We start from the raw sequence: 24,925 nt of genomic DNA on the forward strand, positions 1-24,925 counted from the left end.
GGCCGCGCTCCGATGGGCCTCGCTCAGTCGCCGTCCGTGGTCGCCTCGTCGGTGTCGTCACCGATCCGTGACTCGGTTCCGATGGCCTCCCCCGCACGGTCGTACAGCGCCGCGAACTCGTCGGCGTCGGCGTCCGCCAGCGCCCGTGCCGCCTCCGCGACCGCATCCGCACCGTCGAACGCCTCGCGGATGTCTGCGTACACGCGCGGTTCGCCCTCGGTGACGGTCCGCGCCAACTCTGCAAGCGGCTCCGAGACGGTCGTGTGGAACCGTTCGTCCACGTCGCCGGCGGCCAGCGCGTACGCGAGGAGGGCGGTGTGTGCGCCCGTCTGGACCGACGCCATCGCGTCGTCGTGTTCTGCGGCGGTCGTCTCGAACACCTCGTTGCCCACCTCGCGGAAGCGGTCGCGGACCTTGGTGACGACTGGGCCGGTCTCGCCTGGAACATACGCGATGCGGCCTGGCCCGCGCGGCGGCGCGAACAGGGGGTGAAAACTGGCGTACTCGCCGGCGGCGTGGTCGGCCATCGCCGCCAGGGGGTCGGCCATCACGCCCGACACGTCGACGAGAGCGCCGTCGGCGGCGTTGGCGGCGTACTCCGCGACCGCGTCGGCGACGACCGGGATGGGAACCGCGAGGACGACGCAGTCGAACGACTCGTCGGTGTCGAGGGGCACGACCCACCCGTCGACCACCTCCTCAGCGGCGTCCATCGCAGTCTGTGGGTTCGTGTCGGTTAGGGCGACCCGCTCGGCGACCGGGCGGAGGGTGCGGGCGGCCCACCGGCCCATCTCTCCGGCACCGACGACGAGCAACTTCATAGCACCCGCTATCGGTGTGGCGACCGAAAGCGTATCGGTCGGAGGTCCGCTCGGCCGCTACTCCACCGCGGCGATGCGGAACGATTTCGAGGAGAGTGTCTCGCCAGCGTGGTCCTCTGCGCCGACCAGGCGCATCCGCACGTCCGCGAGCGGAATCGGCTCGGCGAAGCGGACGCCGACGAGCGTCTCCGCCTCGACGTGGCGGGCCTCCCCTTGGAAGTCGACGGCGCGGACGGTGACGTGGTCGTCGCCCTCGCCGCCGTCGACGACTTCGAAGTGGGCTTCGAGGAGGCCGGGCGCGACCTCGGTTATCTCGCCGCCTTCGGCAGTCACGGTCAGCGTGTAGGTGCGGATTCCCTCGGGCGCGCGCTGACACACCGCGACGACCGCGTCCGTCAGGTCCTCGTCGCCGTCGTGGGCGTCGCCGCCGTCAGACACGGTCGCTCCCTCCGTGTGTCCCGACCCGCTGGTCCTGTCGGCTCCGTCGGTCGTGCCGTCGTCCGCGCCGGGTTCCCGAAGCGCGGCCGCGATTCGCTCGAACAGGCTCACAGGGAGTCTGTGGGTCGCCACGGTCAAAGCCGCGTCGCCGGGTACGTCGCGCCGGCACGCTCACTCCACGATCAGCTCGACGGGGTAGTCGGTGAAGTTCTCGTAGCCGTCCTCGGTGACGACGACGATGTCCTCGATGCGGACGCCGCCTACTTCTGGGTCGTACAGGCCGGGTTCGATGGTGACGACGTGGCCCGGCTTCAGTTCCTCCCCGCGGGGGTTGACCCCGGGCTGTTCGTGGACGTCGAGACCGACGCCGTGGCCCGTCGAGTGGATGAACCCCGTCTCCGTGTCGGGGTCCGAGCGAAGCGTCGGGTGGCCCGCCTCCTCGTACACGTCGCAGACGGCGGCGTGGACCTCCGCGCCGGTCGCGCCGGGTTCGAGGGCGTCGAGCGCTGCGTCGAGTGCCTCGTGGGTGAGGTCGAACCACTCGGCCACCGTCTCGCTGGGCGCACCCTTCGAGAAGGTGCGCGTCATGTCCGAGTGGTACTTGCTCGACTTCTCGCGGGGGAAGATGTCGATGATGATGCTCTCACCCGCTTCGAGCGGGCCGCTCCCGCGGTCGTGGGGGTCGGCGGCGTCCGCGCCACAGGCGACGATGGTCTCGTCGAGCGCACAGCCGTGGCGCAGCAGTGTCACCTCTATCTCCTCTTTTACACGCTCGCTCGTCAGCGGGACCGTCTCGCCGTCCTCCTCGATGGTGAGCGTGCCGTCGTCGTCGACGGCGGCCGATTCGATGAGCGCCTCGGCGGCGGCCATCGACGCCTCGTTGGCGTCGGTCGCTCGGCGAATCGCGTCGAGTTCTTCCTCGGTCTTGGTCGCACGAACCGTCTCGATTACGTCGTCGTGGTCGACGCCAACGGCGATGCCGGCGTCGCGGAGACCGTCGGCGACGCCGACGGGGAATCGCTCGGGGACGAGCGTCGACTCGACGCCCAGATCCGCGAGGAAGTCGGCGTACACGCCCGTGAGGGCGCTCGCACGCCCCTCCTCGGCGGCCCGCTGTTGGTAGTCGTACGTCGACAAACGGGCGACCGTGTCGGCGTCCGACTCCTTCTTCGCGCGGCCGTACTCCAACCCCGAGACGAGGACGGCGAGTTCGTCGCCGGTGTAGGCAGTGAAGAACGGGTCCGGCGCGTCGAACCCCGAGAGGTACAGTTGGTTCGAGTCGGTGCTGCCCGCCTGGAGGCAGTAGGCGTCGGCGTCGGCCGACGCGAGGCGGGTATCGAGTGCGGAGAGGCTTCGTGACACGTGTTCGCGTGGGTGGACCCGCGGGATAGTCGTTTTCGTCCCGGCGTGTTCGGGGCGGCGGCAGATTCAATCTGCGCACCGTCGTATATCAACAAATGACTGTACTCGCACGCATTAGCATCGACGAGGACGACTTCGAACTGGGGCGAGCGCTCCAAGGCGTCGACGATGCGGTCGTGGAGTTGGAGCGAGTCATCCCGACCCCCGACGAGGCGGTGCCGTACTTCTGGGTGCGCAACACGACTGCCGACGCGGTCGCGGACGCCCTCGCCGACACGAACTACGTCTCCGATGTGGCACTCGTCGACGAGTTGGACGAGACGCTGTTGTACCGCTGTCACTACCAACTGCTGGAGGAAGGTGTCGTCAGCGGGTTCGTCAAGTCGGGACTGACGATTCTCTCGGGCGTTGGGCGCAACGGCGTCTGGACGTTCGACGTTCGAACCGAAGAACACGACAACCTCGGTACCTTCCAGCGGTACTGCATCGAACGCGGAGTCGACCTGCGTCTCGAATCACTCACCGAGGACGTGTTGCCCGACCCCTCGATAGCCGGTCTGACGGACGCTCAGCGGCAGGCACTGACGACGGCGCTCGCTACCGGCTACTACGACACACCGCGAACCGCCACGCTCGACGACGTTGCCGACCACCTCGGCATCACGAGACAGTCCGCGTCCGAACGCCTCCGCCGAGGGACACGAAACATCCTCGAGGACGAGTTCGGCGCGGAGGCGGCGCGGTTAGTATAAAAATAGCCTCCATATGCAGGGGGTGGAGCCATACCCCCGTTGCTCGTTTCGGGGTGTAGGGATGAGGCCCGGAGACACGACAACTGGCGCAATCTCTCGCGAGAGTACCGCAGTAGCCGACCATAGCAAGACGCATTACACGACGTTCGAACCGACGTCGCCTGACATCTGCGTCGACATCGCCCGGGAGGTTGCACTCTCCGTCGGCGAGGACCCGACCGAGATCGAGCCACTTGCGACCGCCGTCGATCCAGACTCGGTCAACGCCCTCGTCGGCGGCAATCGGTCGCCGGGCGCAGGGTGGACTGAACTCTCGTTCGAGTACATCGGGTACATCGTCACCGTCTGTAGCGACGGTGTCCTCACTATCGACGCCGCCGACGACTGACCAGCGAGCGACTGCCGTCTCATTCGTCCGACACCGCACGACCAGCGAACGCTGTCGCGGTCGGTACACACTTGATGCGTGGCGCGTTTCTCCGGAGCATGGACGCACACGTCTCGCCGTCGCGCGTCGCCGGACGCGCCCGCGCACCGCCCTCGAAGAGTTACACACATCGCGCGATCCTCGCCGCGGGGTACGGCGAAGGAACGACCGTCACCGACCCCCTCGACTCTGCAGACCCACGCGCTACGGGTCGTGCGGTCGAGGCGTTCGGCGGCGACGTCTCGTGGGCCGAGGACGCGAGCGCCGTTGACGTCTCTGGATTCGGCGGGCGACCCGGCACGCCGGACAACGTCGTCGATTGCGCCAACTCGGGGACGACGATGCGACTCGTCACCGCCGCGGCCGGCCTCGCTGACGACCTTGTGGTGCTCACCGGCGACGAGTCGCTTCGCTCGCGCCCACAGGGGGCGTTGCTCGACGCAGTCACGTCGCTCGGTGGCCGCGCGGAGTCGACCCGACGAAACGGACAGGCACCGCTCGTCGTCGGCGACGGGATGACGGGCGGCACGGTCGCCATCCCCGGCGACGTCTCCTCGCAGTTCGTCACCGCCCTCCTGATGGCCGGCGCCGTGACCGACGAGGGCATCGAGGTCGAACTGGAGACGGAACTCAAGTCCGCGCCGTACGTCGAGATTACGCGCGAAGTGCTGGCGGACTTCGGTGTCGACACCGAGCGAACGGAGACGGGGTTTGCGGTGCCCGGCGGGCAAACGTATGCCGCCGACGAGTACGCGGTTCCGGGCGACTTTTCGTCGATGTCGTACCTGCTGGCGGCGGGTGCGGTCGCCGCCGAAGACGGCGAGGCAGTCGTCGTCGAGGGCGCACGCCCGAGCGCACAGGGCGACTCCGCCATCGTCGACGTTCTCGACCGGATGGGTGCAGACATCGAGTGGGACGAGGACGCCGGCGAGATTACCGTCCACCAGTCGTCGCTGTCGGGCGTCGAGGTGGACGTGGGCGACACACCGGACCTGCTGCCGACCATCGCGGTGTTGGGTGCGGTCGCTGACGGCGAGACGCGCATCGTCAACGCCGAACACGTCCGGTACAAGGAGACGGACCGCGTGGCAGCGATGGCGGAGTCGCTGGAGCGGATGGGCGCGTCGGTGACGGAGACACAGGACTCGCTGACCGTCCACGGCGGGGACTCGGACCTCTCGGGCGCGACCGTGCAGGGTCGCGGCGACCACCGACTGGTGATGGCGTTGGCCGTCGCCGGTCTCGTCGCCGACGGCGAGACGACCGTCACCGGCGCAGAACACGTCGACGTGTCGTTCCCCGACTTCTTCGAGACGATGGAGCGACTGGGCGCGGGCGTCGCCGTCGAGTAGCGGCGAAGATACGACGGACGCGCGGTGATTCACGGGTAGCGCGGTCGCGTCTGGATGGTTCCGCCGCCGCTACCGTTACCACCGGGGCGAGCGACGGCCGACGTATGCCCCATCTCGACACGCCGCCGTTCGCGTTCGACTACGATCCCGGCGCGATCCACTACGGTCGTGGCTGTATCGCCGACATCGGCGACGCCCTCGCCGACCGCGGCCTCGACACCGCACTCATCGTCTGTGGCTCCAGCGTCGGTGGCAACGCCGACCTGATGGACGCCGTCGAGGCCGGACTCGGCGACCGTCTCGTGGAGGTGTTCGCGGGGACGACGCCCGAGAAGCGACTGCGCGAGGCCGCCCGCGCGGTCGAACGCGCCGACGACCTCGGCGTCGACGCCTTCGTCCCCGTCGGCGGCGGGTCGAGTCTCGACGTGGCGACGGTGGCCGCGGTCCTCCGCGCTCGGGGGCTCTCGCTCGAGGACGCCCGTGCAGAGGTGCGCGACACCGGCGGCATCGCGACGCCCGACGACCCCGCGTCGCTGACGCCGCTCGTGCCGGTGCCGACGACGCTCGCGGGCGCGGACCTGTCCGTTATCGCCGGCATCTCCGCAGAAATCGACGACGGCGAGGGCGGCACGGAAGTCGTCTCCTCGGGCGTCGGCGGTACGGCGCTGATGCCGACGGCGCTGTTCTACGATCCGGCGCTGTTCGAGACGACGCCAGCGGGCGTTCTCGCGGGGTCGGCGATGAACGGCTTCGACAAGGCCATCGAGTCGCTGTACTCGTGCAACCGAACGGCCGTCACCGACGCGACGGCGACGCGGGCGATTCGGCTCCTCGCGGATGGCCTCCCCGCGATGACCGACGACGAGACGGCGATGGACCGCGCCGTCGCCGGCATCGTCCTCGCGCAGTACGGCATCTCTCGACCCGGCGAGATGACCATCAACGTCGTCCACGCCTACGGTCACGGCCTGCGCGACGCTTTCGGCATCCAACAGGGTCTCGCGCACGCGACGGTCGCCCCGCACGCAATCCGGGCGATGGCGGACGCGGGCGTCGACCTGTCGATACTGTCGAGTGCGTTCGAGGTCGACTCGGTCGAAGACGCCGTCACGGAACTCGAACGTGTGCGCGACGAACTCGGCTTGCCCGCTCGGCTCTCGGAGGTCGAGGGTGTCGACGAGGCGGGACTCGACGAGGCCGCCCGCGTGACCGCGGAAGACTCCCTGCTCGCGTACGGTCCCGATGGGTACGACCTCTCCGAGGCCGACGCGCGGGCGGTGTTGGACGACGCGTTCTGAACCGTCGCCCCTGACTTGCCCATCGTTTCAGTCCTCGTGGATCGCACGCCACACGCGCGGCGGCGTGACCGGCACATCGACGTGGTCGACGCCGAGACAACCCCGACCAACAGACTCGCCGTTCACCAACTGCTATGACTCGGGGCGACGAGCGTGTTCGTATGAGCGACACCGCCGACACCGCCCTCCCGCCCGAGGCCGCGCCCGGTCCCGACGGCCTCCCCGTCCTCGGCTCGTATCTGGAGAGTACGCGCGACTTCTTCACCTTCCGCGACCGCGTCGCCCGCGAACACGGCGGCGTCGCGCGCTATCGCGTGCTCGGCCAGGACGTGTTCCTGCTGACCGACCCCGACGCAATCCAGCAAGTGCTGGTCACGGAGAACGAGAAGTTCGTCAAAGGCGAGTTGTTCCAACAGCAACTGCGGCCGATTCTCGGCAACGGCCTCCTCAACAGCGAGGGCGAGTTCTGGCGACGCCAGCGGCACCTCATCCAGCCGGTGTTCACACCCCGGCGCATCGCCGACTACGCGGAGATGATGGTCGATCGAACGTCGGCGACGGCCGACGGCTGGGCCGACGGCGAGGTGCGAGACGTCCACCGCGATATGATGGGGCTGACGCTGGACATCGTCGCCCGTGCGCTGATGGGCGTCGACATTCGTGACCGCACGCCCGCCATCGGCGCGGCCCTCGACACTGTGATGGAGGCGTCCGCCGGCGGCACCCTGCTCGACTTACTCCCGCAGCGCCTGCCGACGCCGTCGCGCCAACGGATGTCAGAGGCCATCGCGTCGCTGGACCGCATCGTCGACGAACTCGTCGACGAGAAGCGGCAGGCGCTCCGGGCGGGCGACATCGAACCCGACGCCGACGTGGTGTCGGCGCTGTTGACTGCCGAGGACGACGACGGCGACCGGATGGCGGCCGAACAGGTGCGCGACGAGGTGAAGACGCTCCTACTGGCCGGCCACGAGACGACGGCGCTCGCGCTGACGTTCACACTCCACCTCCTCGCGCACAACCCCGAGGTAGAGGAGACCCTGCTCGCGGAACTGGAGGCGGAACTCGGCGACGACGACGCCGGCTTCGACACGGTTCGCGACCTGGAGTACCTCGACAAGGTCGTCACCGAGTCGATGCGCCTGCTCCCACCGGTCCACGGCATCCTCCGAGAACCGACCGAGGACGTGACCATCGGCGGCTACCGCGTGCCCGAGGGGACGCCGCTGTCGATCAGTCAGTGGACCGTCCACCGCGACCCTGCTCACTACGACGACCCGCTGACGTTCCGCCCCGAGCGGTGGACCGACGAGTTCGAGGCCGACCTCCACCCGCTGGCGTACTTCCCGTTCTCGTCGGGGCCGCGGCGGTGCGTCGGCGACCGCTTCGCGCTGCTGGAGGCGAAACTCGTCCTCGCGACGCTGTTGCGGCGTTACTCGTTCGAGGCGGTCGACCCGGTCGACTTGGAGTCACATCTGGAGGCGAGTATCACCACCCGGCCGACGGTTCCGGTGCAGATGCGACTGCACGAGCGCTAGGCGTCGTCGCGTCCGGATCGTACGAGCACACTCGCCACCTTCGCCGCATTTTATACCGCCGAACCACCGAGTGCGTCTATGAATGGCAACGAGTTCGGCCGGCTGTTCCGGCTGACGACCTACGGCGAGAGCCACGGCCCCGCGATGGGCTGTACGGTCTCCGGAGTTCCTGCGGGCGTCGAACTGGACGAAGAGCGCATCCAGCGCGAACTCGACCGGCGCAAACCGGGGCAATCGATGATCACGACCAGCCGTGGGGAACCGGACGAAGTCACCATCAACTCTGGAGTGCAGGACGGCTACACCACGGGCACGCCCGTCGGGATGGTCATCCAGAACAAAGACGCCCGCTCGGGCAAGTACGAACCGTTCGTCACCGCGCCGCGCCCGAGTCACGGCGACTACACCTACTCCGCGAAGTTCGGCACGCGCAACTGGGGCGGCGGGGGGCGCTCCTCTGCCCGGGAGACGGTGAACTGGGTCGCCGGTGGCGCGATTGCGAAGGCGATTCTGGACCAGAGCGAGTACGACGTGCAGATCAAAGCGCACGTCAACCAGATCGGTGACATCGTCGCGCCCGACGTGACGTTCGAGGAGATGCTCGAACACAGCGAGGACAACGAGGTGCGGTGTGCCCACCCCGAGACGGCCGAACGGATGCGCGACCGCATCGACGAGTACCAGCAGGCGGGCGACTCCATCGGCGGCGCCATCGAGTTCGAGGCGCGCGGCGTCCCCCGCGGCCTCGGTGCGCCGCGTTTCGACTCGGTTCCGGCGCGACTCGGGCAGGCGATGATGGCCATTCCCGCGACCACCGGCTTCGAGTTCGGCCTCGGTCGCGACGCCCGCGAGGTCGCAGGAATCGACCGCAACGAGGACTGGGAGTTCGACGACGGCGACCACCCCGAGACGGTCAGCGAGGAGGGTGACCCCGTCCCCGTCGGCAACGACCACGGCGGCCTCCAGGGCGGCATCACGACCGGCGAACCTATTTACGGCGAGGTGACGTGGCACGCGCCCACCTCCATCCCGAAAGAGCAGACGACGGTCGACTGGGAGACGGGCGAGGAGAAGCAGGTGCAGGTCGTCGGCCGACACGACCCCGTCCTCCCACCGCGAGCGGTTCCGGTGGTCGAGGCGATGCTGTACTGCACGGTGCTCGACTTTATGCTGCTCGGTGGTCGGATCAATCCCGACCGACTCGACGGGCAGGTCGGCCAGTACGACACCGATTACCACCCGAGCAGTCCCGAGAACGAGGAGTGACCGACGGCTGTCGCCGCGGGACGAGGCGCGTGGCTACCTGCCGGCGACGGAGCGGTCTGGTGTCTGCGCAGACGACGACAGGTCGACCGTCGCGGGCGCCGTCGACCGCGGTAGCGTCACGGTGACTGTCGTTCCCTCCGGCCCCGTCTCCGCCACCTCGACGTCGCCGCCGTAGCGGTCGACCAGACGAGCGACGATCGTGAGGCCGAGTCCGTGGCTGACGCCCTTCGTGACCGCCGTGTCGAATATCCCAGCGCGGTCCTCGGTCGGGATTCCCGGTCCGTTGTCTCGGATCGAGGCCGTCACCCGGTCCGACTCGGTTGTGATACGCACGTCGACCCGCTTGCGGTCGCTGTCGTTGTGTTCGACGGCGTTCATCAGGATATTGGAGAACACTCGCCGAAGCAAGTAGTCGCCTCGGACGCACACGTCTTCCGTGGAGTCGAGGGTGGTTTCGAGCGTCGAGTCGGTCGACCCGTGTCGATCGTGGGTGTTTCGCAGTTCCTCCTCCAGCACCGCGTTGAGGTCGACGGACTCGAACGTCTCCTGTTCGGTGTCGATCTGCGTGAGTAGTCTCGCGTCTTCGATCACCGTTGTGAGTTCGTCCGTCTGTCGCCGGATGACCTCGACAAACTGCTCGACGTCGGGGTCCGAATCGCGGTCGGCGTCGGTCGCGAGAAGTTCGGCGTATCCCTCGATCACGTTCGCCGTGTTCAACACCTCGTGGCGCAAGAGCGCGTTCATGTACTCGAGAAACTCTTGGTTTCGTTTCGCTTCTGCCGCCCGAACATCCGCCCGTTCGGCCGTGACTGCGCGCTCGATGCCCCGTGCGTTCAACACGCCCACGAGGAGGCCAGCGCCCGCGCCGACCGAGACGCCCCAGCGGACCGACGAAAGCTGTGCCCAGAGGAGCTCCGGAAAGAAGGTCACGCCGGTTATGACGGAGAACAACCCCAAGAAGACGGTCCCGCCGAGCGTCCACGCGGCGATACCGTGGTAGCGGTCGTCGGAGATTCCAACTCGGGGAAGATACCACCCGACGCCGATTAGGAGGGCGTTCGCGGGGATACTGAAAACCAACCCCGCGATCAACGAGATGTCGACGTACGAGAACACGACTCCCCAGACGTACAGTTCGACGGCGGTGAACGCGAGGAAGCAGACGCCCGCCGCGACGAGCGCCGTCGGAAGCCGCCTGCCTGACGTAAGCATCTCCCGTTCGAACATCTTCGTCTGGTATCTCCATTGTCGTTATTTAATACTAATTAGTAATCCATCGCACAGTTGTCCGGCGATTATTCGGTGTGGTTGGTCGAACCGTCGAGTGAGTCGGCTACGCCCGGTCTTCGAGGAACGCCCGCAACTCCGCCGTCGAGTCGGCGTCGATGGGATCGAGTCCCCAGCGGAACGCCGGGAGGTCGTCGTCGGTAACGTCTGTGTCGCGGCCGAGCGCTCGGTCACCGAGCGCCTGATTGCGTCGCCGTCGCTCGCGCGCGTCCGTCACCACCTCGTCGCCGTCGACGCCGACCGTCGACGCGAGGTCGCGAAGCAGGTCGAACGAGTAGTCCGGGACGGCCGCGACCAGCCCCTCGTGGAACGCCCACGCGTCGGCGCGCGTCGTCCGGACGCGAACTTCGAGCAGCGCACACGGAAGCAGCATCGACCACTCGTTGACGGGAACGGGGAACATCGTCAGCGTCGGGCGGAACGCGCCGTCCGCGAGCAGATCCGAGAATTTCGGGAACTCCTCGCGCCACCAGCGAATCGACTCCCGGTGTGCGTAATCGAAGTAGACGAGGACGAGCGTGCCACCGCCGTCGTATATCTGCCCGACGCCCGAGTACGGCGTCCGCTCGACAGTCTGTCGGCTGAACGGTTCGGTTGGCTCAGCCGTCGTGAACGATTCGGTGTGCCACCCAGGCGCGGGTTCGTCGGCCGACTCCCCACACGAACAGTCCGAGACACCCCGCCGTCGCGGTGAGCGTCGACGCACTGGCCGCTGCGAGGAACCGACGGCGATCAAACGTGGGTCGCTGGTCGCTCGACACTACTCGTTCCTCGGTGGGGTCGTCGTGGCGGCTGTAAAGGCGGCCAAAGACCGTCGAAATCGAGGGACGGAACGTAGGTAAGCGTGCATAACACGAGTTTCGAAGTGGCTGAGCATCGCCGGACGCCCGTTGTCTGCCCGAACGTCGACTGTGCGACCGGTGTACACCGTCCCTGAGTCGTGGACCGTATGTCTGTCCCAGCCGACACCGTCCGGGCGCGTCGCTGCGACGACGCGCTGGTGGCTCTCGCGTTCGACTTCGTAGCGGTACTGCACGTACGTCTGTGGCTTCACCTCGACGACGACGCGCTTGACCGCCTCGCCTTTCGGACCCTGCGTCGAGACGAGCGTGACCGAGTAGGTTCCGGGGTGGCCGTAGGTGTGCTGGAAGCCGACCGTCTGCGGGCTTCCGGATCCCTTCAGCGTCGAGCCATCGCCCAGTTCGATTCGGTAGTTCGCGTACGACCCGACCGCGAACTCGACGGCGGTTCCGGGCGGGACAGTGATCGAATCCGTCGGGGCGTCGTCTCCGGGCTCGACTGCGTAGAAGACGACGTCGTCGTGCGTTGCAATCGACTGCACGCGGTTCACCCATCGCTTCCTGGACGTGTCGCCGTCGGCGTCGACCGCCTCGACGACGACCGCTCGCGAGACGGGACCGCCGCTGGTCGAGGTGAAGGTGTGATTCACCGAACTGGACCGCGTGCCGGTGAACCGGCCGAGCGTGTCGGTCATGATGGTTCTCGGTGTGTCGTTGAACGTCCACGTGACGCGGACTAACTCCTCGCCGAGATACGACACCGGCGCGGTGAACCCGTAGCGCCCGAACGAGACGATGTCTCTGTCCGAGGTCTCGGACGGTCGGTCGGGGTCGTGCTCCGAGAAGATGCCCGACACGAACGGTGCGTACAGCTGCTGTGACTGCTCACTAGTCGCCGAAACGTCGACACGCTTCACGACCGTCACCGTCTCCCCCTCGTCGTCGGTGACCGTCACGGTGACGCGTACCGTATCGCCGACTGCCCCCTCCACCGGGACGGTGTTGACGAAGCGTGAGGCCGACCGCTCCAGTTGTGACTGCGTCGGACCCCAGGTGATGGTCAACTGGCCGCCGTCGGGGTCGTGTGCGTCCAGCGTGAACGTCCCGGCGGACCCGTTCTCGACGACTGAGGGGCCGGACAGGTGTACGACCGGCGACCCTGAGTCGTACACCTCGATGGTTCGCTCGGCCGACGTGCTCGCGTTGCTGTCGTCGACGACGGTTCCGCTGACAGTCACCGTTCCGGGCGTCTCGAACGTCCGGCGCAAAACGACGCCGGAGGCGTTCCCCGGTCCGTCCCATCTCGTCTGGACGATGACGCCGTCCGGGTCGGTCGCTCGGAGGACAAACACCGCCTCCTCGCCGACGGCGACGCGGTCGGGACCCTCGAGTCGGACCGACGGCGCGACGTTCCCCTCGTCGCCCGGGTCGCTCGTCGCGTCGGCCGCACGCACCAGCACGGACTTCGTGAGCGTCCGCGTCGCCCCGTCGTCGTCGGTGACGCGGACGCTGAAGGTGAACGTCTCCCCCGCAGGCACGTCGAACTGTCGCGTCAGACTTCGGCCAGTCTCGCCGTTCGACCACGCGAACGACGTGACGCTCCCGTCAGGATCGGAAGCCGACGCGGTGAACGTCGCTCGCTCACCGCGAACGACCGCGTCGGGACCCGTGATTCGACCGGTCGGCGGCGCGTTCGTGGGACCGTCGGTGCTGTCGCCGGACGTGTTCGATCCGATCGTTCGATTCGACGCCGGGTCGTCGCTCGGCGGGTCCGTTCCGACGTCGACGTACAGCGTGTCGCTCCGGGTAGCACCGTCGTCGTCCGTGACAGTCAGCGTGACGAGGTAGCGGCCGACCGCGGCAGCGACGAAGGAGGTCGTCGCCGCCGTCGGCGAGGCGGAGGAAACGACGGTTCCGTTCGGCGCGGTGACGGTCCACTCGTACCCGACCACGTCGCCGTCGAGGTCGAGCGACCCGCCGCCGTCCAGCCAGACGACCGCCCCTCGTTCGACCCGTTGGTCGAGACCGGCGTCGGCCAACGGCGGCGCGTTCTCGGCGACGAAGCCACCGGCGGGCACGGTGACGGCCGCCACCACGAGGAAGAACGCGACGACGAACGAGACGCGGTGCATTGCTCTGAACGCTCTGTCTCGGTATGCGTGATAAACATACGGGTGTACCGACAGATGTACCGACAGAATGCACCGAAGTCAGCGGGTTTCTGAATCGTGATCGCTCCGTCGGTCACAGTCTCCACGTCTATTGACGTCGTCGTCCCCGTCACTACCGCGGTTCATCCGGTCGTACGCGGCCGCCGCCGCCCGAACGTTGGGTGTCGTCTCCGGGCCGCACTCGCTCGCTTCGACCGGTCGCCTGTTCGGGAGTCGTGGACCGCCCGGTTCGGTGTGCACACGCCGGCGAAGTCGTGACGCGAACGCCGCGACCGCCGAAGAATACTCGCGTGACATATCGGGGTCGTCCGCTCCCACTGTTATGAAAATTGCTACCAAAAGACACGTTATCAGAACGGCGTGATCGATCGTGGTCCGAACCGCTAGACTGCGAAACCCTCACGATCGTCCCTTTGCGAACCCATAGCAAGGCATTTGACCCGGGGAACTAAACCAATCAATACTGCCCATCGGTGGGCTGATCAGTACCTATGTCAGCCGACGAACTCATCTGGCGGATCGCTGGCGGGTCCGGGGACGGTATCGCCTCGACCAGTCAGAACTTCGCCAAGGCCCTCATGCGAGCAGGGCTCCACGTCTTCACGCATCGTCACTACCCATCTCGGATCCGCGGCGGCCACACGTACGTCGAGGTCCGTGCCTCCGCCGACCCCGTCAAGTCGCGGGGCGACGGCTACAACTTCCTGCTGGCGCTGGGTGACTCGTTCGCCCGCAACCCGCAGGAGAACGCCTACTACGGCAACGAGGAGGTCAAGCCGCTGTCGGAGAACCTCGACGAACTCCGCGAGGGTGGAGTCATCGTCTACGACTCCGGCCTGCTCGACACCTCCGAGATTCCGGACTTCGAGCAGCGGGTCGAAGAGAACGACTGGCACGTGTACGACCTCGACCTGCGCTCGCTGGCACGCGAGCACGGTCGCGAGGTCATGCGCAACACCGCTGGCGTCGGCGTCACCTGCGCCATCACTGGCATTCCGCTCGCCGCCATCGAGGAGTTGATGCGCGACGCGATGCCCGACAAGATCCTCGAGCCGAACCTCGAGATTATGCAGGAGGCGTACGACATCGTCTCCGAGGAGTACGACGTCGACGCGCCCGACGTCTCCGTGCCGACGGGCGAACACGACGAAGAGCAGGTGCTCATGTCGGGGTCGGACGCCATCGCCTACGGTGCCATCGACGAGGGCTGCCGGTTCATCGCTGGCTACCCGATGACGCCGTGGACGGAAGTGTTCACCATCATGTGCCAGAACCTGCCCGAACTGGGCGGGATCTCCGAACAGGTCGAAGACGAGATCGCGGCCGCCGCGCTCGCCATCGGTGCGTCCCACATGGGCGTGAAGTCGATGTCCGGGTCCTCCGGTGGCGGGTTCGCCCTGATGGGCGAACCGCTCGGTCTCGCGGAGATGACCGAGACGCCGCTGGTGCTCATCGAGGCGATGCGTGCGGGTCCCTCGACGGGGATGCCGACCAAGCCCGAACAGGCCGACCTCGAACACGTCCTGTACACCTCGCAGGGTGACTCCCAGCGGGTCGTCCTCGCGCCTGGCACCGTCGCGGAGGCGTACGACGCCTCTCGCCGCGCGTTCCAGTTGGCGTACGAGTATCAGATCCCGACGATGCTCATCTACGACCAGAAGCTCTCGGGTGAGTTGACGAACGTCCCGGCGTCGCACTTCGACCGCGAGGCGAACGCGGACATCGGGATGACGCTGACCGAGGAGGAACTGGCCGAACAGCCCCACACGGAGGACGGCAAGTTCCACCGCTTCCAGCACGAGGGCGAGAACGGCGTCTCGCCGCGCTCGGTCCCCGGTCAGAAGGGTGGGCGCTACCTCGCGACCGGCAACGAGCACAACCCCGCCGGTCACATCAGCGAGGACCCCGACAACCGCGTCGCACAGATGGACCGCCGCGAGCGCAAACTCGACGCGATCCGCGCGGACCTAGACGACGACGGCTTGCTCGTCGAACACGGCCCCGAGGACGCCGACTACGGCATCCTCACGTTCGGCTCCCAGCAGGGAACCGTTGAGGAGGCGGTCGGCCGCCTCAACGACGATGGTCACTCCGTGAAGGTGCTGACCGTCGGCGAACTCGCGCCGTACCCGACCGACACGGTCCGCGCGTTCCTCGACTCCGTCGACGAGGCGCTGGTCGTCGAGATGAACGCGTCGGCGCAGTTCCGTGGGCTGACGCAGAAGGAACTCGGCACGCACGGGGAGAAACTCTCCTCGCTGCTGAAGTACAACGGCAACCCCTTCGAGCCGCGCGAGATCGTGGAGGGGTTCACGACGAAGGTCGTCGACGACGGGGACCTCCCCGGCAACGAGACCAAGTTCGTACCCGCGGCAGGTGACTAACAATGAGCGCATTCAGTGCTATCGGTGAGGAACGCGAGATCGACCGTAACGAGTACACTCCCGAGATCGAACCGCAGCCGACGTGGTGTCCGGGCTGTGGTGACTTCGGCGTCCTGAAGGCGCTGAAGGGCGCGCTGCCCGACGTCGGCCGCTCGCCCGAGGAGACGCTGCTGGTGACCGGGATCGGCTGTTCGGGGAAGCTGAACAGCTACCTCGACAGCTACGGGTTCCACACCATCCACGGCCGCTCGCTGCCGGTCGCCCGCGCGGCGAAACTCGCCAACCCGGACGTCGAAGTCATCGCCGCTGGCGGTGACGGTGACGGCTACGGTATCGGCGGGAACCACTTCATGCACACCGCCCGGGAGAACCACGATATGACGTATATCGTGTTCAACAACGAGATCTTCGGGCTGACGAAGGGGCAGACCTCCCCGACCAGTCCGAAGGGGCACAAGTCGAAGACCCAGCCCCACGGCTCGGCAAAGTCGCCGATCCGGCCGCTGTCGCTGGCGCTGACCTCGGGCGCGTCGTTCGTCGCCCGCACCGCCGCGGTGAACCCGAACCAGGCCCAGCGCATCCTCGCGGAGGCGATGGCCCACGACGGGTTCGCGCACGTCGACTTCCTGACGCAGTGCCCGACGTGGAACAAGGACGCCAAGCAGTACGTCCCGTACACGGACATCAACGACTCCGACGACTACGACTTCGACCCGACGAACCGGGCCGACGCGCAGAAACTGATGCGCGAGACGGAGGACAAACTGTACGAGGGCGAGGTGCTCACCGGCGTCTACTACCGCGACGAGGAGCGCCCCTCCTACCAGCAGGAGAAGCAGACCGTCGGCGAGATGCCTGACGAACCGCTCGCCGAGCGCTACTTCGACGACGACTACGAGTGGGAGCGCTCGTACGATCGGTTCATCGACAAGCACAAGTGAACTGATCGGCGGCGTTCGTCGCCGAAACTCCCGTTTTCAGCCCGATCCGTCGCCCTCGACCCGAGGGTCACGTGACCACGAATCCTGTTTTCTTCTTCGGAAGGTATTTTTTCCGTGCGGCGAAACCAACCGGTAATGAGTACCTCCTCGACGGCCGACCGCATCCTCGAAGTGTTAGAGCAGGATGCGCAGGCCTCCTACGCGGACATCGCCGAACGGGCCGGCGTCTCCAAGCCGACCGTTCGAAAGTACATCAACCAACTCGAAGACGAGGGCGTCATCGTCGGCTACTCTGCGGAGGTCGACCCGAAGAAGCTCTCGGGCAAGACCATCGCCCTCGTCGGCATCGACGTCGACAGCGAACGCTACGTGGCGGCGACGCGCGCGCTGAAGGAACTCGACTCGGTGGAGTCGCTGTACAGTTCCTCCGGTGACCATATGTTTATGGCCGAGGTGCGTGCGAGCGACGGCGACGAACTCGGCGAGGTCATCTCCGACGAGATCGGCGGCGTCGACGGCGTTACCGCCGCCCACCCGTCCGTCCTCCAGGAGCGACTGAAGTAACGGCTGTCCGCTCGCGGCTCGTCGCGTCTCGCTATCGTCTCGGTAGTCGACTATCGACCGACCGACCGTAGTGGCCCGAACGGAGCCATCAGGGAAGTTGCCTGCTCACGGAATTTTCACGTAGTTGAACCCCTCAGATTGGAGACGGACTAGCTCCGCGACGCCACTCGACACCGTGTCAACACCGGCCAGCGTCTCCCCAGTGAGGCCGAGTCGTCGGAGACACGACTCCCCGACCGTCACCGACACGCCTCGCGTCAGGAGGTCGGCCACGTCGTCCGCGAACGGGGAGTCGGGGCCAGCGAGTCGGGCCCCAGTTCGGTGGAGCAACAGCGTCACCGCGTCGTGGTCGAGCCACTCGTGGCCAGCGAGGAGTCGAGCAGACCTGACCGCGTGGCTGCAGTCGGCTTCCTCCGCGGTCGTCAGGTGGATGACGGTGTTCATCCCACGAGTACGCCGTCCGTGACCGAATACGTTCCGCTGGAGCAACACGACGGCGTCGCCGCTTCACTTTCACCGCGGACGGGCAACGTTGACGGTCGTCGACGACAGATCGCGAGTATGGAGGAGACGCTCCCCGGCGCACCGACCGACGAGGGTGGGGAGCGCGTGATCTTACACGTCGATATGGACTGCTTTTACGCCTCGTGTGAGCGCCTGAAAGAGCCGGTACTCGCGGGAGCGGCTGTCGTCGTCGGGATGGGCTACGAACCCGGCGACACTATCGGCGCGGTCGCGACCGCCAGTTACGAGGCCCGCGCGTACGGCGTCGAGTCGGCCCAGCCAATCTCGCAGGCGCTCGAACGCCTCCCGCGGATGGCGGACGCCGACGCCGCCGCCGCCGCCGCTCCGGACCCGGCGGACGCGGGCTACTACCGCCCCGTCGATATGGACTACTACAAAGAGGTCGCGGCGGAGGTGAAGGCCGTTCTCCACGACGTCGCCGACACGGTTCGGGAGGTGAGCATCGACGAGGCGTACCTCGACGTGACCGACCGCACGGCGTGGACGGTCGTCGACGACGACGCCGGCGGGGAGCGAACGCTCGCGGAGGGGTTCGCCCGGCACGTCCGCGAACGGATCGAACGCGAGGCGGGCGTCCCCGCCAGCGTCGGCGTCGCGCCGAATATGGCGACCGCGAAAGTCGCCTCCGACTTCGACAAACCGGATGGGCTCACGGTCGTCCGTCCCGGCGAGGTGGCCGAGTTCCTCGCACCCCTCCCCGTCTTGGACATCCACGGCGTCGGCCCCGTCACCGCGAGCGACCTCGCCGAGATGGGCATCGAGACGGCGGGCGACCTCGCCGCGGCCGACCCTGCAGAACTGGAAGCACGATTCGGCTCTCGGGGGCGGGAGTTCCACGACCGCGCGAACGGCCGCGACGACCGCGAGGTGACGCCCACGGGCCGCCCCAAGTCGCTCTCGCGGGAGTCGGCCGGGCGAACCGACGACGAGGAGACGAAACGCGAGACGATCCGGACGCTCGCGGCGGACGTGGCCGACCGCGCCCGGTCGCGCGGGGCGATGTACCGCACCATCGGGGTGAAGGTGGTGCGCCCACCGTTCGACGTGAACACGCGGGCGGAATCGCTGTCGGGGCCCGTGGACGATCCCGACCTCGTCGAAGCGGTGGCCCTCGACTTGCTCACCGAGTTCGAGGGCGAGGAGGTGCGGAAACTCGGCGTCAGGGTGTCAAATCTGTCGTTCGCCGCCGAAGATCAGGCGACGCTCGGCGGGTACGAGGATGTGTCGGCGGCGGGCGAGGCGGACGAGACTGGAGACACCGAAGATGCGGGCGAAGGCGTGACCCGCCGGGCCGTCGACGGTGACACGACCCTCGACGAGTGGGCCAACGAGGGCGACCCGGACGCCTGGCGCGAGCGGCGGGACCGTCGCCGTCGTGGGCAGGTCGACCTCGACGCGTTCGAGTGAGCGGTTAGATGCGGGCACGCGGGACCGCGGGCGTGGGTTCCCCATCGGTCGTCGGTCACGACCCGGAGATTCGACTGGGAAGCACCGCCGTGATCCGGTCGGCGTTGCGCATCAACACCGTTCCGAGGACACTCGTCACCAGCACGTAACCGACGGTGAAGGACGGGATGGTGTCTCTGAGCGCCGGCGTGGTTCCAGCTGTCACGAGAAACGCCGCGATTACGAGCGAAAACTCCCCACGCGGGGTCAGCGCACACCCTACCCTGACAGCACGACGGGTGTCGAGGCCGTACGCCCGCCCGGCGAGGGTGCCGCTCACGAGTTGGCCAGCTGTGGTGACGACGGCAGCGATGAGGACCGGCACGAGCGTCGCCGCGAGTAGTCGGGGGTCGGTTTGGAGGCCGATCACGACGAAGAACACTGCCGCGAAGAGGTCGCGAATCGGGGCGAGTAGCCGGCGGACCCGCCCGACGTGGCTCGTCCGACCGAAGGCGGTACCGACGAGGAACGCCGCGACCGCCTCGCTCACGCCGACGAGGAGGCCTGCGCCGGCGACGAGTGCGCCGACGCCGAGGACGCCCAGCAGGAACAACTCGCCGGACGCAGCCTCGAACGCCCGGTCGAGAGCGGCGGCGCCGTAGTACGCGGCGGCGACGAGCGCGATCAAGAACGCCGTCGACAGTCCGATGGAGACGACCAGTCCGGACAGGTCGGTCCCGCCGGCGAGGAGTGCCGACAACACCGCGAACCCGAGGGCGGTCGCCACATCTTCGATCACGACCACGCCGAGGATCGCCCGGCTCTCGACGTCGGCGATCCAGCCGAGGTCGACGAGCGACTTCGCAATGATCACCGTCGAGGAGTTGAAGACGATCAGCGCGAGAAAGCCCGCCTCCAGCCACGTGAATCCGAAGGCGATCCCGAGCAAAAACCCCAGCGGGAGGCTGATGCCGACGTCGGCGACGCCTGCACGGAGGAACCGTGTTCGGTTCGAGAACAACTGTTCGAGGCTCAACTCTACCCCGACGAAAAAGAGGAGTAGCACCACTCCCAGATCCGCCAGGAGTCGCAACGGTTCTGCGCTCGGAAGGAGCGCGAGCGAGCGGCCGGCGACCGCTGGAGCGGCGGGGCCGGCGAGCACTCCCACGAGGATGTACGCAGGGATGACCGACTGGCCCACCCGCTGTGCGATCGCGCCAGCGAGCGCCAGCGCCGTGAAGAGGATGCCCACCGTGAGGAGGAGGCCGAGTCCGTCCACGTATATGCCCCGACGGCGGGGGTGGAATAGCTGTCGGCGATCGGCCCGTTTCGACGTGGCGTCGACTTCTAGCCGGAGAGGAAGCGGCTGAGTTCGTCGTACGCGTCTCCGGTGCCGACGACGACGAGCGTATCGCCCCCTTCGATCCGCGTGTCGGGGTCGGGGTTCGAGATCAGTCCGTCGTCGCGGCGGATTCCGAGGACCGACACGCCCGTTTCTGTGCGGAGCCGCGCCTCGCGGATCGTTCGGCCCGCGAGCGGCGAGTCGGCGCCGACTTCGACCCACCTGATCGGGGCGTCCTCGAACGCCTCGTCGAGGTCTGCCGCCACTGGGGTGAAGTAGCTTCCCTCGAACAGTTCGGCTACCTTCCGCGCCTGTGACTCGGTGAGTTCGAACAGCGGTTCGCTGTCGCCGTCCCGGTCGCCCCGCCAGTAGGTCCGACGGCGGCCGTCGTTCCCGTGAACGATGACGAACTGACTGCCGTCGGGAAACGACGCGGTGTAGCGCCGACCGACGCCGGGGAGTTCCGTCTCGGTGATCCGCATACTCGTGGATCGTCGCCGGACCACATCGCTGTTCGGGTCCACGGCGTCCGCTTGGACATCCCAATTATGTCTGACGTATGTCTGACGGAGGCGGCGGGATTAAGCCGAGGTAGTGGCGACACATGTGTAATGAGCGAGGAGACTATCACCGTCGCGGACGTGAGCGACGGGGTCGGCGGGGAGTCGGGTCTGTCCGCCGGCACGCCGATTTCGCTCCCGGTGGTCGAGATTCTGACCGGCCGGGGGTTCATCACGGGCAAGTCAGGCAGCGGGAAGTCGAACACGGCGTCGGTCGTCATCGAGAAACTGCTGGAAAACAACTTCCCCGTTCTCATCGTCGACAGCGACGGCGAGTACTACGGGCTGAAAGAGGAGTTCGAGGTGCTCCACGTCGGCGCCGACGAGGAGTGTGACATCCAAGTGTCGGCGGAACACGCCGGGAAGATCGCGTCGCTGGCGCTCGAACAGAACGTCCCCATCATCCTCGACGTCTCGGGCTACCTCGACGAGGAGGAGGGATCGAAACTCATCCGCGAGACGGCGCGGCAACTGTTCGCGAAAGAGAAGAAACTGAAGAAGCCGTTCTTGATGCTCGTCGAGGAGTGCCACGAGTACATCCCCGAGGGTGCAGGGATGGACAAGACGGGCAAGACCCTCATCAAGATCGGCAAGCGCGGCCGCAAACACGGCCTCGGTATCGTCGGCATCTCCCAGCGCCCCGCCGACGTCAAGAAGGACTTCATAACGCAGTGCGACTGGCTCTGTTGGCACCGCCTCACCTGGGACAACGACACGAAAGTCGTCTCTCGTATCCTCGGCAGCGAGTACGGCGACGCAGTCGAGGACTTAGACGACGGTGAGTCGTTCCTGATGACCGACTGGGCAGAGTCCATCCGACGGGTGCAGTTCCACCGCAAGCAGACGTTCGACGCGGGCGCGACGCCCGGCCTCGACGATTTCGAGCGACCGGACCTCAAGTCGGTGTCGGGCGACCTGGTCTCGGAACTGAAGACCATCACCGACGAACGCGAGCGGACCGAGTCGGAACTGGCGGACCTCCGGCAGGAACTCGACAAGAAGAAGCAGCGCATCACGCAGTTGGAGCGAGAACTGGAGGAGGCGCAGGATATGTCGGAGATGGCCGACACCTTCGCGCAGGCGCTGCTCCAGAAAGCCGAGGCCCCGTATCGCGGCGGCGGCGGGCGCAACCTCGCTCGTGAGGCGAACGGCGTCAGCGGGTCGGACGACTCGGCCCCCGAACCCCAACGCCGCGACGACGACCCCGGCGAGGAGGGGAGACTGGCGGACGACCAGTCGGAACTGTACGACTACGAGCGACCCGAGGCCACCGCTGGCGACGGCGAGGACGTCGGCGTCGGTGGCGGAGCCGTCGCAACCGCGGCGACCAACGGCGAGTCGGCGGCCGAGGTCGAGGCGTCCGACGGGTCTAGTGAATCGGATGCAAACGTCGGCGCGAGTCCCGACCGCGTCGCGGCGGCGGTCCCCGAGACCGACGGCGTCGACATCTCCCCCGCGCGGTCGCGGTCGGGGTTCAACGAGATAGAGGACGCGACGGCGTTCCTCGACGGCGACGAACTCCGACACCGGAAGGCGGTGGTCGCGGGGTTCGTCCGTGCCGTCGAGTCGCTGGAGGGCGTGACCCGCGAGATGCTCGCCGCTTATCGGCGCGCTGGGCGCACGACACCCGTCGAGGCACACCTCTCGGCCGACGGCTCTGGTGACCGCCGGTACGCGTACGCCCGCAACAAGGTGCTCCGCCGGGCGGGGTTCGTCGAACATCGGAGCAAAGGCGAGTACGAGTACGTCCTGCCCGACCTCGTGCGTCGGGTGTACGGCGACCACACTGACGAACAGGACCTCGTCGAGGTCGTCGCCGAGATTGAAGCCCGCGCGGGGCTGAATCCGGATCTGTCGCCGTGACGCTGAAACTGCCGCCCAGCGGCGACGACCGCTGGCGGCTGGCACCACACGCTCGCGTCATCGTCTACGAGACGGACGACGGCAACGAACTCCTCACCATCTACGACTGCGGTGCGGCACAGAAGCCACCAACGGCGCAACTGATCGGGAATCTCGTCCGGGTGAACGCGGCACACGAACTCGAACGGAGTCCGACCGGTTACGTCGTGAGTATGCGCGAGACGGCAGACCTCGTCCGACAGGACGCCGAACACTACCGGATCGACGCGGTCGACGAGTAGAGACCGAGAGCGGACGGGGCGGTCACGCCATTACTTGTTGGTGCCCTTCGACTTCGGTTACTCCCTGCCGTTCCCGTCTGCGGCACGCACGAGCGCTTCCAGATCGAGGTGACCAGCGCCGTGGTACCGCTCGCCTTCGTCGGGCATACTGGCGGTCTCTTGGATGAGCCCCTCCACCTCGTCGGGGGTCGCGTCGGGGCGCAGCGACTTCACGAGTGCGACAGCGCCGGCGACTTGTGGTGCGGCCATCGAGGTGCCCGCTTTCCAGCCGTACCCGGCGACGACGTTCCCGTCCTGGTCGGTCGTGTTGATCGTCGAAAACACGAGGTCGTTGTACGCTTTCGTGTTCCCCGCTTGGATCTCCGCCAGGTCGTAGTTGCCGCCACCGGCGCTGACGTCGACTGCATCGCCGTAGTTCGTGTAGACGGCAGGCTCGCTCGTCGGCTCTTCGAGTGCGTTCCCCTCGAGCCACTTCTCCTCGTTGTCGTCGTGTTTATTCCCCCAACTGAACCCAATCGGGCCGGTCGCAGCGACGCCGAACACGTCGTCGGCCTCTGTCGGGAGGCTGAGTTGGTTCGGGGCGTCCATATCGAGCGCGGCGTTACCCGCGGAGTTGACGATAATCGTCCCCTCGGATCGGACCGCAGTTGCGACTTGACTGATGATCTGTTCTAGTTGTAGCAGTCCCGGATACTTTTCTGTGTCAGAGACGGTGTAGCCGACGCTGTAGTTGATCGCGTCACAACCGATCTGAGCGGCATACTCCCACGCGGCCAATCCGTCGCCGACGTATCCTTCCAGCCCAGAGAACATCCGCAGTGAGACAATCTCCGTGTTTGGTGCGGTGCCGAGGACGCCGCCGCCTGGGCCGTCGTTGCTGTTCGTCGCCGCGATAGTCCCGGCGACGTGCGTGCCGTGGTTGCCGGCACCGCTGGGCCGCCAGTCGAACGAGTCAGTGGTGAAGTTCGCCGAGAGGTCCTCGTTGACCACGTCCACGAGGTCCGGGTGGCCGTCGTATACGCCAGAATCGACGACCGCGATCCGTGTTCCCTCACCCGTCGACACGTCGTGGACGACGCGACCGTTGCCGGGCTTGTCGGTCTGGTCGTTGCTCAGATTCTGTACGCGTTTGTCCCACTGGAGTTCCGTGTTACTCGCTGGCCCGTCGTGGTTGTGGCTCGCGCCCGACCCGGACGCCTCCGGGCCGTCTTCCTCGACAACCGCGCCGGTATCGTCGTCGCTCAGGTCGATCCGCAGGTCCGATGCCGTCGCCGTACTCGTCCCGACGTCTGTCTGGTCACCGCGTGCGACGAGGACGTTCGACAGCGAGAGGTCGTGGATGATCTCCACGTCCTCGGGAACCTCACTTCGGGAGACTTCGTCGAGGTCGATCAGAAACCGTTCGTCCGCCGTCGACGCACTCGCCGATCCCACGCCAAGAGAGACACCCGCGGCCGTTGCACCGATCCCTTTCAGGACCCGTCGCCTGCTGTGGTCTGCCATTCCATATCAATCACACAAACATTATGTCTTAGTTGTTTGTAAATTTCAGAAAACTACATTGATG

General features: G+C 67.0%; 22 protein-coding genes. 12 read left to right on the top strand and 10 right to left on the bottom strand.

Translation table 11 applies throughout. From position 1 onward, the window contains the following. Nucleotides 1-23 precede the first annotated feature (23 nt). The 3 genes from P0D77_RS06720 to P0D77_RS06730 are packed head-to-tail and all read right to left on the bottom strand — an operon-like array spanning nucleotide 24 to nucleotide 2,621. A complete protein-coding gene (locus P0D77_RS06720) occupies nucleotides 24-821 on the bottom strand; it encodes a prephenate dehydrogenase/arogenate dehydrogenase family protein (protein ID WP_277555506.1) in 798 nt (265 codons plus the stop codon). 57 nt (nucleotides 822-878) lie between these two features. Then, nucleotides 879-1,370 (bottom strand): hypothetical protein, encoded by a 492-nt coding sequence (locus tag P0D77_RS06725; protein WP_277555507.1) that lies wholly within the window; start codon nucleotides 1,368-1,370, stop codon nucleotides 879-881. 60 nt (nucleotides 1,371-1,430) lie between these two features. Then, nucleotides 1,431-2,621: a M24 family metallopeptidase gene (locus P0D77_RS06730; protein ID WP_277555508.1), complete on the bottom strand. Its 1,191-nt coding sequence runs from the start codon at nucleotides 2,619-2,621 to the stop codon at nucleotides 1,431-1,433. A gap of 95 nt (nucleotides 2,622-2,716) precedes the next feature. Between P0D77_RS06730 and P0D77_RS06735 the strand changes: the two genes are divergently transcribed. From P0D77_RS06735 to aroC, 6 genes are all read left to right on the top strand, one after another. After that, entirely contained in the window at nucleotides 2,717-3,373 is a 657-nt protein-coding gene (locus P0D77_RS06735) for a helix-turn-helix domain-containing protein (protein ID WP_277555509.1), read from the top strand. A 61-nt stretch (nucleotides 3,374-3,434) separates the two neighbouring features. Continuing rightward, nucleotides 3,435-3,761: a HalOD1 output domain-containing protein gene (locus P0D77_RS06740; RefSeq protein WP_277555510.1), complete on the top strand. Its 327-nt coding sequence runs from the start codon at nucleotides 3,435-3,437 to the stop codon at nucleotides 3,759-3,761. 98 nt (nucleotides 3,762-3,859) lie between these two features. After that, nucleotides 3,860-5,152, top strand: coding sequence for a 3-phosphoshikimate 1-carboxyvinyltransferase (gene aroA / locus P0D77_RS06745; protein ID WP_277555512.1), 1,293 nt, complete (start codon nucleotides 3,860-3,862; stop codon nucleotides 5,150-5,152). Between the two features lie 104 nt (nucleotides 5,153-5,256). Beyond that, on the top strand, nucleotides 5,257-6,450 hold the full coding sequence (locus tag P0D77_RS06750) for an iron-containing alcohol dehydrogenase family protein (RefSeq protein ID WP_277555514.1): 1,194 nt from the start codon (nucleotides 5,257-5,259) through the stop codon (nucleotides 6,448-6,450). 161 nt (nucleotides 6,451-6,611) lie between these two features. Next, nucleotides 6,612-7,988 carry a cytochrome P450 gene (locus P0D77_RS06755; RefSeq protein ID WP_277555515.1) on the top strand — a complete coding sequence of 459 codons (1,377 nt, stop codon included), beginning with the start codon at nucleotides 6,612-6,614 and terminating at the stop codon, nucleotides 7,986-7,988. A gap of 78 nt (nucleotides 7,989-8,066) precedes the next feature. Further along, a complete protein-coding gene (aroC, locus tag P0D77_RS06760; protein ID WP_277555516.1) occupies nucleotides 8,067-9,254 on the top strand; it encodes a chorismate synthase in 1,188 nt (395 codons plus the stop codon). A gap of 33 nt (nucleotides 9,255-9,287) precedes the next feature. Here the strand turns inward: aroC and P0D77_RS06765 are convergent, their stop codons facing one another. The 3 genes from P0D77_RS06765 to P0D77_RS06775 all read right to left on the bottom strand — a co-directional run bounded on the left by P0D77_RS06765 (nucleotide 9,288) and on the right by P0D77_RS06775 (nucleotide 13,473). Further along, nucleotides 9,288-10,481 (bottom strand): sensor histidine kinase, encoded by a 1,194-nt coding sequence (locus P0D77_RS06765; RefSeq protein WP_277555518.1) that lies wholly within the window; start codon nucleotides 10,479-10,481, stop codon nucleotides 9,288-9,290. Between the two features lie 106 nt (nucleotides 10,482-10,587). Then, nucleotides 10,588-11,247: a DsbA family protein gene (locus P0D77_RS06770; protein ID WP_277555519.1), complete on the bottom strand. Its 660-nt coding sequence runs from the start codon at nucleotides 11,245-11,247 to the stop codon at nucleotides 10,588-10,590. Nucleotides 11,248-11,301: 54 nt separating this feature from the next. Beyond that, nucleotides 11,302-13,473, bottom strand: coding sequence for a PKD domain-containing protein (locus tag P0D77_RS06775; protein ID WP_277555520.1), 2,172 nt, complete (start codon nucleotides 13,471-13,473; stop codon nucleotides 11,302-11,304). Nucleotides 13,474-14,003: 530 nt separating this feature from the next. On the opposite strand from P0D77_RS06775, the gene P0D77_RS06780 reads away from it, so the two are divergent. The 3 genes from P0D77_RS06780 to lrpA1 all read left to right on the top strand — a co-directional run bounded on the left by P0D77_RS06780 (nucleotide 14,004) and on the right by lrpA1 (nucleotide 17,401). Continuing rightward, nucleotides 14,004-15,896, top strand: coding sequence for a 2-oxoacid:acceptor oxidoreductase subunit alpha (locus P0D77_RS06780; RefSeq protein ID WP_277555521.1), 1,893 nt, complete (start codon nucleotides 14,004-14,006; stop codon nucleotides 15,894-15,896). Between the two features lie 2 nt (nucleotides 15,897-15,898). Next, nucleotides 15,899-16,837, top strand: coding sequence for a thiamine pyrophosphate-dependent enzyme (locus tag P0D77_RS06785; protein WP_277555522.1), 939 nt, complete (start codon nucleotides 15,899-15,901; stop codon nucleotides 16,835-16,837). 135 nt (nucleotides 16,838-16,972) lie between these two features. After that, nucleotides 16,973-17,401: an HTH-type transcriptional regulator LrpA1 gene (gene lrpA1, locus P0D77_RS06790; RefSeq protein WP_277555523.1), complete on the top strand. Its 429-nt coding sequence runs from the start codon at nucleotides 16,973-16,975 to the stop codon at nucleotides 17,399-17,401. A gap of 105 nt (nucleotides 17,402-17,506) precedes the next feature. Here the strand turns inward: lrpA1 and P0D77_RS06795 are convergent, their stop codons facing one another. Beyond that, nucleotides 17,507-17,845, bottom strand: a complete 339-nt coding sequence (locus tag P0D77_RS06795; RefSeq protein WP_277555524.1) for a DsrE family protein — start codon at nucleotides 17,843-17,845, stop codon at nucleotides 17,507-17,509. A gap of 117 nt (nucleotides 17,846-17,962) precedes the next feature. Here P0D77_RS06795 and dinB point away from each other — a divergent pair, with 117 nt between their 5' ends. After that, nucleotides 17,963-19,333, top strand: coding sequence for a DNA polymerase IV (dinB, locus tag P0D77_RS06800; RefSeq protein WP_277555751.1), 1,371 nt, complete (start codon nucleotides 17,963-17,965; stop codon nucleotides 19,331-19,333). A 55-nt stretch (nucleotides 19,334-19,388) separates the two neighbouring features. Here dinB and P0D77_RS06805 read toward each other — a convergent pair whose 3' ends face one another. Further along, complete coding sequence (locus P0D77_RS06805; RefSeq protein ID WP_277555525.1) at nucleotides 19,389-20,591, bottom strand: cation:proton antiporter; 1,203 nt, start codon at nucleotides 20,589-20,591, stop codon at nucleotides 19,389-19,391. A 68-nt stretch (nucleotides 20,592-20,659) separates the two neighbouring features. Further along, complete coding sequence (locus P0D77_RS06810; RefSeq protein WP_277555526.1) at nucleotides 20,660-21,136, bottom strand: cation:proton antiporter regulatory subunit; 477 nt, start codon at nucleotides 21,134-21,136, stop codon at nucleotides 20,660-20,662. Nucleotides 21,137-21,265: 129 nt separating this feature from the next. On the opposite strand from P0D77_RS06810, the gene P0D77_RS06815 reads away from it, so the two are divergent. Beyond that, a complete protein-coding gene (locus P0D77_RS06815; protein ID WP_277555527.1) occupies nucleotides 21,266-23,077 on the top strand; it encodes a helicase HerA domain-containing protein in 1,812 nt (603 codons plus the stop codon). Further along, nucleotides 23,074-23,358: a hypothetical protein gene (locus tag P0D77_RS06820; protein ID WP_277555528.1), complete on the top strand. Its 285-nt coding sequence runs from the start codon at nucleotides 23,074-23,076 to the stop codon at nucleotides 23,356-23,358. Before P0D77_RS06815 ends, P0D77_RS06820 begins: the two co-directional genes overlap by 4 nt. A 57-nt stretch (nucleotides 23,359-23,415) precedes the next feature. On the opposite strand, the gene P0D77_RS06825 is transcribed toward P0D77_RS06820, so the two are convergent. Beyond that, nucleotides 23,416-24,861: a S8 family peptidase gene (locus P0D77_RS06825; RefSeq protein WP_277555529.1), complete on the bottom strand. Its 1,446-nt coding sequence runs from the start codon at nucleotides 24,859-24,861 to the stop codon at nucleotides 23,416-23,418. Nucleotides 24,862-24,925: the final 64 nt, after the last annotated feature.

Source organism: Halobaculum limi, assembly GCF_029490015.1.
GTDB lineage: Archaea > Halobacteriota > Halobacteria > Halobacteriales > Haloferacaceae > Halobaculum > Halobaculum limi.